This is a genomic window from Primorskyibacter sp. S187A, assembly GCF_049800955.1.
Taxonomy (GTDB): domain Bacteria; phylum Pseudomonadota; class Alphaproteobacteria; order Rhodobacterales; family Rhodobacteraceae; genus JAKVBH01.
In genome coordinates this window covers 619,749-631,827 of record NZ_JBNAGA010000002.1, presented here as the reverse complement: position 1 = coordinate 631,827, position 12,079 = coordinate 619,749, and the positions used below count along the sequence as shown (strand labels likewise).

10 protein-coding genes are annotated in these 12,079 nt (G+C 61.0%); 7 read left to right on the top strand and 3 right to left on the bottom strand.

The features are described from left to right. The first annotated feature begins 81 nt into the window (after positions 1-81). The 6 genes from ACP15S_RS13995 (at position 82) to ACP15S_RS13970 (ending at position 8,206) form a co-directional block, all read left to right on the top strand. A complete protein-coding gene (locus tag ACP15S_RS13995) occupies positions 82-726 on the top strand; it encodes a sigma-70 family RNA polymerase sigma factor (RefSeq protein WP_425040256.1) in 645 nt (214 codons plus the stop codon). A 5-nt stretch (positions 727-731) separates the two neighbouring features. Beyond that, complete coding sequence (locus ACP15S_RS13990) at positions 732-1,391, top strand: ChrR family anti-sigma-E factor (protein ID WP_425040255.1); 660 nt, start codon at positions 732-734, stop codon at positions 1,389-1,391. 167 nt (positions 1,392-1,558) lie between these two features. Further along, positions 1,559-3,223 (top strand): thiamine pyrophosphate-binding protein, encoded by a 1,665-nt coding sequence (locus tag ACP15S_RS13985; protein ID WP_425040254.1) that lies wholly within the window; start codon positions 1,559-1,561, stop codon positions 3,221-3,223. Between the two features lie 97 nt (positions 3,224-3,320). Further along, positions 3,321-6,266: an error-prone DNA polymerase gene (locus tag ACP15S_RS13980; RefSeq protein WP_425040253.1), complete on the top strand. Its 2,946-nt coding sequence runs from the start codon at positions 3,321-3,323 to the stop codon at positions 6,264-6,266. A 77-nt stretch (positions 6,267-6,343) separates the two neighbouring features. Continuing rightward, positions 6,344-7,630 (top strand): tetratricopeptide repeat protein, encoded by a 1,287-nt coding sequence (locus ACP15S_RS13975; RefSeq protein WP_425040252.1) that lies wholly within the window; start codon positions 6,344-6,346, stop codon positions 7,628-7,630. A 66-nt stretch (positions 7,631-7,696) separates the two neighbouring features. Continuing rightward, entirely contained in the window at positions 7,697-8,206 is a 510-nt protein-coding gene (locus ACP15S_RS13970) for an aggregation factor core (protein ID WP_425040251.1), read from the top strand. Positions 8,207-8,386: 180 nt separating this feature from the next. Here ACP15S_RS13970 and ACP15S_RS13965 read toward each other — a convergent pair whose 3' ends face one another. From ACP15S_RS13965 to ACP15S_RS13955, 3 genes are all read right to left on the bottom strand, one after another. Continuing rightward, positions 8,387-9,508 (bottom strand): CaiB/BaiF CoA transferase family protein, encoded by a 1,122-nt coding sequence (locus ACP15S_RS13965; RefSeq protein WP_425040250.1) that lies wholly within the window; start codon positions 9,506-9,508, stop codon positions 8,387-8,389. A 128-nt stretch (positions 9,509-9,636) separates the two neighbouring features. Then, positions 9,637-10,323, bottom strand: a complete 687-nt coding sequence (locus tag ACP15S_RS13960; protein WP_425040249.1) for a DsbA family protein — start codon at positions 10,321-10,323, stop codon at positions 9,637-9,639. Between the two features lie 11 nt (positions 10,324-10,334). Beyond that, a complete protein-coding gene (locus ACP15S_RS13955) occupies positions 10,335-10,856 on the bottom strand; it encodes a DUF721 domain-containing protein (RefSeq protein WP_425040248.1) in 522 nt (173 codons plus the stop codon). Positions 10,857-10,947: 91 nt separating this feature from the next. Here ACP15S_RS13955 and mutY point away from each other — a divergent pair, with 91 nt between their 5' ends. Continuing rightward, positions 10,948-11,997 (top strand): A/G-specific adenine glycosylase, encoded by a 1,050-nt coding sequence (gene mutY, locus ACP15S_RS13950; RefSeq protein ID WP_425040247.1) that lies wholly within the window; start codon positions 10,948-10,950, stop codon positions 11,995-11,997. Positions 11,998-12,079: the final 82 nt, after the last annotated feature.

Here is a 12,079-nt window from a genome sequence, read left to right as displayed (position 1 = left end):
TGAAGAACGGATGCAAAAAAGTTTTTTTTATGTAATGGTGATCCGTAAAGGCATCTTTGCCGTAAAGGATGCATGTTGATAATGCTGGAGCCATTAGAACAAAAAGCACCGAGCGGGGCGTCGCAAACGCAGCCCGGTCGGCATGCGGCATCGACAGCTGACGTTAGGAAAGAAGTGGGCTTGTCTGAAAGAGCCATCAAAACCGAGTGGATAGAGCAGGTTATTCGCATTCGCGATCATCGTGATCAATCGGCGTTTGCGGAGCTGTTCGCGCATTTTGCGCCGCGTGTGAAAGCGTTTTTGATGCGCGCAGGCGCTGACTCGGCGATGGCAGAGGAATGTACGCAAGAGGTCATGGCGACGCTGTGGCAGAAATCGCATTTGTTCGATCCCAGCCGCGCCAGCGTGTCAACTTGGGTGTACACAATCGCCCGAAACAAGAAAATCGACCAGCTGCGCAAGCAGCGGCGACCCGAACCAGAAGAGCTGGCATGGGGACCGGAAGAAGAGCCTGATCAGTCAGATGTTCTGGCCCTTCAGGAAGAAAGTGAGCAACTGGGGCGCGCAATTGCCGCTCTACCGGAGAAACAACGAGACTTGATTGAGAAGGCCTATTTCGGTGATCTTTCACACAGTGAGATCGCAGAAGCCACCGGTCTTCCCCTGGGAACAATCAAATCTCGCATTAGGTTGGCGCTAGAGAGATTGCGCCACGCAATGAAGTGATAGTGATGACAGAGACGATTAAACACCACCCGACCGATGCGCTCTTGATGGCATATGCCGCTGGTTCTTTGCCGGAAGCGTTTAGCCTCGCAGTCGCAACTCATGTGTCCATGTGCGACACGTGTCGCGCCCAGGTACACAGCTATGAGGCTGTGGGTGGAAATGTTCTGGAAGATGCGGGCGCCGTTGAGTTGAGCCCCAACAGCTTTGCGGACACGCTGGCCTTGATCAACTCGGATATCCTAAGTGAGCCCGAACCGATGGCACCGGCGGCGGATACGCAAAAGGAGGTGCCGCTGCCGTTGCATGACTACATCAGCGGGTCTCTTGCTGATGTAAAATGGAAACCCGTCGGGATGGGGGTCAAACAGGCGCTTCTGGACACAGGTGGCGAGGGAACAGCACGCCTTCTGTTTATCCCCGCCGGGACAGCCGTGCCGGATCATGGTCACCGGGGCACGGAGCTGACGCTTGTTCTCAAAGGTGCCTTCCGCGATGAAGAAGATTACTTTGGCCCCGGCGACATGGAGGTCGCAACGGAGGATCATCACCACACACCCGTGGCCGATATTTCCGAGGATTGCATTTGTCTCGCTGTGACCGATGCGCCGTTGAAATTCTCCGGTTTGATCCCGCGTCTCGCTCAGCCCTTCCTGCGCATCTGACGCTGCGGACATTTACGCTTGATCTGGGAGGCTTTCCAACGGGTGTTGGGAAGCCTTTTTTGATGGGCCGTTTCTGTTTTGCTTGCGGAGCCTTCGCAGGAGCGGCAGGTTCGCATCGTGCGCGTCCGGTACAGGACAGCGCAGTGGTTTCTGAAGGGATCTGCAACATGCGACATGGCGGTCAAATTCTCGTGCAAGCGCTCAAGACCAATGGTGTCACACGTGTGTTTTGCGTTCCTGGCGAAAGCTACCTGGCGGCCCTCGATGGCCTTTTTGACAGTGGCATCGACACTGTGGTCACGCGGCACGAAAGCGGCGCGGCGATGATGGCCGAAGCCCATGGCAAACTCACCGGCCGGCCCGGCATCGCCTTTGTCACGCGGGGCCCCGGCGCAACGAACGCGAGCGCAGGCGTGCATATCGCGTTTCAGGACAGTACGCCGATGATCCTCTTTGTCGGCCAAGTGGCCAGCGACCAGCGGGATCGCGAGGCCTTTCAGGAAGTCGACTATCGCGCGATGTTCAGCCCTCTCGCCAAGTGGGTGGCCGAGGTAGACCGCACCGATCGCCTGCCCGAATACATCAACCGCGCTTTCGCGACGGCTCTTTCCGGTCGTCCCGGGCCGGTTGTCCTCGCCTTGCCCGAAGACATGTTGTCCGATCAGGCCGATGTCATCGACATGCCTGCCGCACAGCCTCCAAAAGCGCAGGCCGCCCAAAGCGACATTGCCGAGATCACCGAGAGGCTGGCACAGGCAAAGCGTCCTTTTATCCTCGTCGGTGGCGGCGGATGGCGGGCTGAAGCGCGCGACGCTCTGGGCGCTTTTGCCAAGGCTCTGAACGTGCCGGTCGGCGCCGCCTTTCGCTGTCAGGATTACCTCAACAACGATCACCCGAACTACGTGGGGGATGTTGGGATCGGGCCCAACCCTGAGCTGGCCAAGGCCGTGCGCGAGGCGGATGTGCTGCTCGCGCTCGGGCCGCGCTTGGGCGAGATGACCACATCCGGCTATACGCTTTTGCGCGCACCCCTGCCCGAACAAGCGCTTCTGCACGTGCACGCGGATGCAAATGAACTGGGCCGGGTCTATCATCCAAGCCTGGGCGTGGCGGGCCGACCCGCCGAGGTCGTGTTGCAGCTTGCAGCGCATACGGGCTCAGGCCGTTTTCAAAGCACACACAATCCGCATGATCCGGATGGTCGGGCGGCATATGTCTCGGCATTGCGACGTAGCTATGAGGCATGGCAACGCCCTGTCGAGACGCCGGGCGATCTCAAGATGCAGCAGGTGATGGCGCATCTGCGCGACACCCTGCCTGAAACTGCGATCCTGACCAATGGCGCGGGAAATTATGCAGGCTGGTTGCACCGCTATTACCGCTGGCGTGGATGGCGCACGCAGCTGGCGCCGACGTCCGGCTCCATGGGATATGGCCTGCCTGCGGCCGTTGCCGCCGCGCTCGAACATCCAGACCGGAGTGTTCTGTGTCTGGCCGGGGATGGCTGCTTTCAGATGACGTCTCAGGAATTCGGAACAGCCTGCGAATACGGCGCAAAGGTCATCGTTCTGGTGGTGAACAACGGCATGTACGGCACCATCCGCATGCACCAGCAAAAGACCTACCCCGGCCGGGTCTCAGCCACACGGCTCAAAAACCCGGATTTCGCCGCCCTGGCCCGCGCCTATGGCGCTCTGGGCCTCACAGTGACCGAGACCGCCGCTTTCCCCGATGCCCTGGCGCAAGCCATGGCCGCCGACACACCCGCGATCCTCGATCTCAAGGTGGACCCGCGCGCACTCTCCACAACACTGCAAACCAAAGACTTGTGACCACTCATCATCAAGCGCGGGACCATATGCAGGTTTGACTCCAAAAAGAGAACAAAACGTGAAAATATAAGACTTCGCGAGTCGTTTGGTCCAGATCATGTTTGCAGAGCTCTCCATAACGTCGAACTTCTCCTTCCTCATCGGGGCATCGCACCCGGAGGAATACATGCGCCGTGCGGCACTCTTTGGCATGCCTGCCATCGCGATTGCGGATGAGAACTCTGTTGCGGGGATCGTACGCGCCCACACTGAGGCGCGCGATATTGCCCGGCGCGTGAAAGAACGCGCGGCATGGGACGCGGCCAACGATCCAATCGGCCCTCCCGCGCCTAAACCGCAGCCCAAAAGCCCGATCCTGACAGCACAGCCCCGCCTCTTGCCCGCCGCCAAACTCATCTTCAGCGAGGGGTTGGAAATCACCACTTTGGCACAGACCCGCGCGGGATGGGCCACGCTCTGCCGTTTGATCTCGAAAGGGCGGCTGCGAACAGAAAAGGGCACATGTATTCTGCACCTGTCGGATCTGCTGGAGCGGGGCGCGGAGGGGCTGGCGCTCCTGCTGCATGTGCCCGATGCCCCCGATGCCGACTGGCATCACCATCTCAAACGGCTGGTGCGCCATACGCGGCCGGATCTTCTCATGGCGCCACGGTATGACGGGATGGATGCAGATCGTTTCAAGCGCATCGCCGCGCTGGCCCAAAAGCTGGATCTGACCCTGACAGCCAGCGCCACACCCCGCTTTCACCATGGACGGCGGCGCAAACTCGCTGACGTTCTGACAGCCATTCGCGATGGCATCACGGTCGACGCGCTGGGGCACCGGGCGCTGCTCAACGCCGAGCAACGGCTGCGCTCCGAGCGGGAGATGAACCGCCTTTTCAAAGGCTATCCCGATGCCGTGGCCCGGACCGATCAGATCGTACAGGGATGCACCTTCTCGCTTGATGATCTGCGTTACGAATACCCCTCCGAGATATCGGATGGGGAAAGCCCCTCCCAGCGCTTGCGCAGACTTGCCCTCAAAGGTCTGAACTGGCGCTATCCCGACGGCGCGCCGGAGAAAGTCCGCGCGATGATGGAGCATGAGCTGACCCTCATCGCGAAGCTCAGATATGAGCCCTATTTCCTGACCGTTCGGGATGTCGTGGCCTTTGCCCGCTCGCGCAACATCCTGTGTCAGGGACGCGGCTCGGCGGCCAATTCGGTGGTCTGTTTCTGTCTCGGGATCACCTCGGTCAGCCCCGAGATCGGTACCATGGTCTTCGAGCGGTTTGTCTCCGAGGCGCGCGGTGAGCCACCCGATATCGATGTGGATTTCGAGCATGAGCGGCGCGAAGAGGTGATCCAGCACATCTATGAGCGCTACGGCCGTCACCGCGCGGGGCTCTGTGCCACGGTGATCCATTACCGCGGCAAGCGTGCGATCCGCGAGGTCGGCGCTGCGATGGGGCTCTCTCAGGATACAATCGGCGCGCTAAGCTCGCAGCTTTGGGGATTTTTCTCGACCAAGGGGATCGAGGCGGAGCGTATGGCCGAGATCGGGCTTGATGCCCGCGACCCGACGCTCGCCCAGACCTTGGAGCTGGTCTACGAGATCGTGGGCTTTCCCCGGCACCTGTCGCAGCATGTCGGCGGGTTCATCATGACGGAGGGGCGGCTTGATGAGCTGGTGCCCATCGAGAATGCCACGATGGAGGACCGCACCGTCATCTGCTGGGACAAGGACGATATCGACAGCCTTGGCATCCTCAAGGTCGATGTACTCAGCCTCGGCATGCTCACCTGCATTCGAAAGGCCTTTGACCTGATGCGAAATCACCATGGGCACTATTACACGCTGGCGACGCTGCCGCAGGAGGACCCAAAAGTCTATGACATGCTCTGCCGCGCCGACAGCATCGGGGTCTTTCAGGTGGAGAGCCGGGCGCAGATGAACTTCCTGCCGCGCATGCGGCCGCGCAATTTCTATGATCTGGTGATCGAAGTGGCGATCATCCGCCCCGGACCCATTCAGGGCGATATGGTGCATCCCTATATCCGGCGGCGCAATGGCGAGGAGAAGGTGGAATTTCCCTCCGATGCTCTGGGAGAGGTGCTGGGCAAGACGCTGGGCGTGCCACTCTTTCAGGAGCAGGCGATGCAGATTGCCATCGTCGGCGCGGGGTTCAGCCCCGAGGAGGCCGACCGTCTGCGCCGGGCGCTGGCGACCTTCAAGAAACACGGCAATGTCTCCGAGCTGCGCGGGCGGTTTCTCCGGGGCATGCGCGCCAATGGCTATGACGATGACTTTGCCGAGCGCTGTTTCTCCCAGATCGAGGGCTTCGGCTCCTATGGTTTCCCCGAAAGCCATGCCGCCAGTTTCGCGCTTTTGGTTTATGCCTCGGCCTGGATCAAATGCCACCATCCCGGGCTTTTTGCTTGCGCGCTTCTGAACTCGCAGCCGATGGGGTTCTACGCGCCCGCCCAGATCGTGCGGGATGCGCGCGAACATGGGGTGGAGGTGCGCCCGGTCTGCATCAACGAGAGCTATTGGGACAATGTGATGGAGCCCAACGGGCGCGGCGGCCTCGCGCTCCGGCTGGGCTTTCGCCAGATCAAGGGGATGAAGGAGGAGGATGCCAGCTGGATCGCCGCCGCACGCGGCAATGGCTACCGCTCGGTGACGGATGTCTGGCGGCGTGCAGGGATCCTGCCTGCGACGATGGCGCGATTGGCGGAAGCGGATGTCTTCCACGAGCTCATGACCCGGCGCGAGGCGCTGTGGGAGGCCAAGGCCCTCACGGCGGACAAGGAGCTGCCGCTCTTTGCAGGCGATATGGACGGCGAGGGCATCATCGAACCTGCGGCGCATCTGCCGGAGATGACGATGGGGGAGCAAGTCGTGGAGGATTATGTCTCCACGCGGCTGAGCCTGCGCGCCCATCCCATGGCGCTCTTGCGCCACAAGCTGACACCAGGCCTGCGCGAGACGCAGCCCCGCGAGCCCATGCGCGCGCCGGACCTCTCCAAGATCAGTCACACCCGCGGGAACCCGGACTAGCCCGCCTTCGCTGACACCCCAACTCTTCGTTCCAAAATGACGGCCCAAGCGCTAGGCTCACCGCAGAGAGGGCCAGCATGCAGACAGACAGCTACGGAAACACGCTCACCACGTCATCTGCGGAGGCGATTGAGGCCTACAACGAAGGCCTGCACCTGCACCTCAGCGGAAACTACGGCGCACCAGAAGCTTTCGAACGCGCTACAACGGCTGACCCCGGCTTTGCCGCGGGCCACATAGCACGCGCACGCGCCTTGATGACGCCCGCACAGATGGCCGAGGCGCGCGCGGCACTTGCACAGGCGCAATCCCTGACGCGCGGGATCACAGATCGCGAAGCCGCACAAATCGCCATCATGGCGCGCCTGTTCTCAGGCGATGCTGTCGGCACACGGCACGCCGTAAAAGCGCATGTCGCCGATCATCCGCGCGACGCGCTGATTGCGCAGCTGTGTACCAATATCTTTGGTCTGATCGGCTTTTCCGGCAAAGTCGGACGGGAGGCGGACTTGCTCGCCTATACCACTATGCTGATGCCGCATTACCGGGGCGATTGGTGGATGATGTCGATGCACGCGCTTGCCCTGTGCGAAACCGGGCAGCCGCAAGCGTCATTAGAGCTCATGGAAGACGCGCTGGCGCTCAATCCACGCAATGCGCAGGCCTCTCACTTCAAGGCCCATGCGCAATATGAAATGGGCCAGACAGGGGAAGGCCGCACCTTTCTGGATCGCTGGATGGCCGACTATGATCCGCGCTCAATCCTGCATGGTCATCTCAACTGGCATCTGGCGCTCTGGGCCTTGCAAGATGGCGATCTGCCCGCCATGTGGGGGTATGTGGATGATGGTGTCTGCCCCGACGGCCCCACTCAAAGCATGCCCATCAACGTCCTGACCGATACAGCCGCAATCTATCACCGTGCGGAACTGGCCGGGCACAGCGTCGCGCCCGGCCGGTGGCACAGTCTGAGCGATTACGCAGCACTATATTTTCCAAATGCCGGCCAGAGCTTCGCCGATATGCATGCCGCACTCGCCCACGCCATGGCAGGAGAGGGCGAGCGACTGGCCCGCCTCGCGGAGGCCACCAAGGGCTTCGCGGCGGACATGATCCCGGGACTGGCCTCCGCCTGGAGCGCCATCGCGCGACAGGATTGGCAACGCGCCGTGCGCGCACTGACACCGATCATGGCGACCACCGAGCGCATCGGCGGCAGCCGCGCGCAACGCGACTTGCTGGAATTGACCTACGCCAACGCCCTGATGCGCATGGGACAAAGCGCGGAGGCTCACCGCGTGCTGGCGACGCGACGCGCGATTATGTTGCCAAACCCGCCCCTCGCAGACTGGGGAACGCCCTGACGCGCGCAGGCGGACGCTTGCAAAGCACCAGACCTGCCCTACCTCCGCGCAAACACCGGAGGATACATGTTACGACTTGCATTCATTCTGTCGCTTGGCCTCGCGCAATCCGCCGCGGCAAACATCTCCGTGCACTTCATCGAAGGCGCGCCCAAGGATCGCTTCCAGATCGTCAATCTCTCAACCTGCGATACCGGCGCCATCAATGTAACGATTGATTTGTCCACCGCATCGGGCGCCCTGATTTTTGATACCACGGGCTCTGGCGCGGGTGTTGAGGTCTTCCAGCCCTTCGAGCTTGTCTCCGGCGCTGATCAAGTGCGCCAGGCCAATGCAGTGTCTGATGGCGATACACGGGTCGAGCTCAGCCTGACAAACCTGAAGCCTGAAAGTGCAATCGCCTTCACAGTCGATGTGGACGATACATTGCCTGCAAGCGCCAATGGCCAGATCATGGTCTCGGACAGTGAAATGGATGGCGCGACCTTTGCGGTGAGCCGCGGCAGCGATACAACCACAACGACCTTCAAAGGCTCCGGTCGCGCGTTGCTTCCCTATAATTTCTGCCAGTCTTGACAGCGGGCGAAACGGGACAACGAACGAAAATTCGTCAGTGTGTCCGAAGCTCGTGACAAGCGCCCTTCTTCCGCTTTCGTGGAGACGGGATTCCGCTGGTCCGTGACACAGTCTTAGAGGATGTCAGGGGTCTGACCGATCACTGCAAGCCGGACGCGCTTGGCGCCAACCCTGTCAGATCTATGGCTCCTCGGTGCGCTCCCGTCTTGGAGCGCCCCTACCCAGCGCAAGGTCTGCATCAGAGAAGCGAAAGGGTGCGCGCACGCCAGGGACGCCGCCCGCTTCGATCTGCATGCCCCGCGCACGCACTTGGGGATCGTCAAAGACGTCTTTCATATCATTGATCGGCCCTGCAGGCACACCGACCGCTTCGCACGCCGCTAGAAGCTCCGCACGATTGCGCGCCATCGTCTTCTCGGTGAGGCGTGCGGTGAGCGCCTCCCGGTTGGCCAGACGGTCCGCATTTGTGAGATACTCGGGCGCGGTCCCAAGCTCTGCCAAATCCAGCAGCGCACACAGCCGTTGGAACTGCGCATCATTGCCTGTCGCAATGATGATATGGCCATCCGCGCAATCAAACACCTGATAGGGCGTGAGGTTCATATGCGCATTGCCCATGAGCCCCGGCGCTTGCCCGGTTGTCAGGTAGTTCATGGCTTGATTGGCCGTCACAGAGACGGCCGTATCCAACAAGCTCATGTCAATGTGCTGGCCGCGCCCCGTTGTATTGCGCTGGTGCACAGCTGCAAGAATTGCGCTCACAGCGTAAACGCCTGTGAAGATATCGGTGATCGCGACTCCGGTCTTCTGCGGTTGCCCGCCAACCTCGCCCGTGATGGACATCAACCCCGACATGCCCTGAATGATGAAATCATAGCCCGCCCGATGGGCATAGGGTCCGTCCTGCCCGAACCCGGTGATAGAGCAGTAGATCAGCCGCGGATTGATCTCGGCGAGGCTTTTGTAGTCGAGCCCATATTTGGCCAGCCCGCCCACTTTGAAGTTCTCGATGAAGACATCAGCACCGCGGATCAGCTCGATCACGCGGGCGCGGCCTGCCTCGGTTCGAAAATCAACGGCCTCACCTGTCTTGCCACGGTTCGTCGAATGAAAGTACGCCGCCGAGCGATCGCCGTCGCACTCGACGAAAGGGGGGCCCCAATTGCGCGTATCGTCGCCTGCCGGGCTCTCCAGCTTGTGCACGTCTGCCCCGAGATCCGCCAGCGTCTGCCCGGCCCACGGGCCCGCCAGAATCCGGGCCATTTCAATGACCTTCAGACCATCCAGCGGCGCACCTTTCATGAGAGCGCACGCCATGTTGCGCGAATGCGCGGTGAAACACCGAAGCAGACCAGCATTGAAGGCGCCTCTCTCGCAAAATCCCGAAAACAGGCGCGATCCAAACAGGCGCGCGCCTGAGATACAAGAGCTTAGCCGTCGAGCTTGCCGTCAATCACGCGCTGGAACTCAGAATAAGACATATTACTGTAGAGCTGGCCATCGATGATGAAGGACGGTGTGGACCGAATGCCATCCGCTTGTGCATTCGCCTCATACCACGCCACCAAGGCCTGCGCCTTGTCGCCATCGGTCAAACAGGCTTGCAACTCTTCCTGGCCGAGGCCCGCCAGGCGCCCGATCTTGCGCAACTCATCCGCAATCGCCGCCGGCTCACCGGCACGCGCCCATGTGGATTGACCCTGATAGATCAAATCGGAAATGCCAAAGAACCGCTCTGGCCCGCCGCAGCGTGCCACCATGGACGCCCACAGGCCATACCGATCAAAGAAGACCTCGCGGTAGATGAACTTCACCTTGCCGGTATCGATATAATCGGCCTTCAGCTGTTTGTAGGTGCCGGCATGGAAATCGGCGCAGTGCGGGCAGGTATAGCTGGCGTATTCGATAATCGTCACAGGCGCATCATCAGCACCCTGCACCATCTCCACGATACCGGACGTGTCGACATCCCCGCTGCTTTCCTGCGCATTGGCCGCCCCGAAACCGATCTCCGTGGGCAAATTGCTGGCGCCAGTGGTGTTTTGCGACGTGACATACCAGCCACCCAAACCTGCGACAGCCACAGCTGCAGCGACAATTGGCATCCATTTGCTCATCTTGCGTTTCCTCACTCACTCAAAGGGGGTTTTGTCTTGCTAAGAACGTGGGAGCCCAGTCGCGTCAAGGCATCGCGCAGGCCCGGATCGGACACACCGACCATTTCCCGCTCTGCCTGGGCCACAGCTTCGGCAGGAGGGGCAGGCGGGCCCTTGGGCGCCTCCTTGTGCTGGAAGGCAACCTGACCATCGGCAAAACCGGTGGGCGCGGTCTGCGTGATCCGAACACGCGCAATGGCGTTATATCCATAACAGGCATTCACACGGCTGCGGATCTGCTCTTTTTGCATCTCAAGCATGGGCGCCTGCGCACCTGTCGTCAGGAGCGACAGGGTCGCCCCCATGCCGCCCCGACCGTAACTCACTTCCACAGGCCGTGAGATCTGCGACACGTCAAGGCCCGCGATCTCATCCCAATGGGTCAACAAACGCGTCACGGCAAAACCACGGCTTTCGCCCGCCTTGCGGATGCGCGATGAGAGCACACTGGCCGTGCGCTTGAACCCTTTTGTCGTGGATGGCCGCTTCGCCAAGAGTTGACTCCCTTAATCAAGCATTATCCTAGTGCCCAGACCGCGCACTCACCAGTGTGAATCCACATTCGTTGATCACGGAGCTTCACCCTTGCGTGACCCAGTCCAACTCTCGTCCGAACTCCTGCAATGGTATGACGTGCATGCCCGCGACATGCCATGGCGCACAAGTCCGCGCGCGCGCAAAGAGGGGCAGATGCCCGATCCCTACCGCGTCTGGCTCTCCGAGATCATGTTGCAGCAGACAACGGTCGCAGCTGTGAAGGATTATTTCCTCCGCTTCACCGCGCGTTGGCCCGACGTGCGCGCGCTGGCGGCAGCTGAGGATGCCGATGTCATGGCGCAATGGGCCGGGCTTGGGTATTATGCGCGGGCGCGCAACCTTCTGAAATGCGCCCGCGTGATCGTCGCTGAGCATGACGGCGTTTTCCCGGATGATCACGCCGCCTTGCTCAAACTCCCGGGCATAGGACCGTATACAGCTGGCGCCATCAGCGCGATTGCTTTTGACCAGCCCCGCGTCGTTGTGGACGGTAATGTTGAGCGCGTCATGGCGCGGCTCTTTGACATCCACACACCCCTGCCCACGGCAAAATCAAAGCTGACCGAAAAGGCTGCTGCGCTGACACCCGACACCCGGCCCGGCTGCTATGCCCAGGCCGTCATGGATCTGGGCGCCACCATCTGCACGCCGCGTTCGCCCGCATGCGGCATTTGCCCGTGGCGACCCGTATGCGCCGCCCGTGTGGCCGGGACAGCGGCGGAATTGCCTCGCAAACTCCCCAAGAAGGCCAAACCCGTGCGGCTGGGCATTGCATATGTTGCACGGCGCAGCGATGGCGCTTTCCTGCTGGAAACACGCCCTGATCGCGGGCTTCTTGGCGGCATGTTGGGCTGGCCCGGATCGGAATGGACCGAGGACACGCCGGTGCCCGCACCTCCGCTGGAGGCCCAATGGACGTTGCTGCCCGCCGAGGCGCGCCATACGTTTACGCATTTTCATCTTCGCCTCGCGATCATGACCGCAGATGTGGATCAGACCGCGACACCCAATCGGGGGCATTTTCTGGAGCGTCACGCCTTCAGCCCATCGGATTTGCCAACCGTCATGCGCAAGGTCTTCGATCTGGTGCACAAGTGAACGCCCCGCTTTGTGACGCAAAGGCATGTTTGAAAATACTATGAGCAGCGGGGCGAGAGCGGTAAATACAACAGAAACTGTA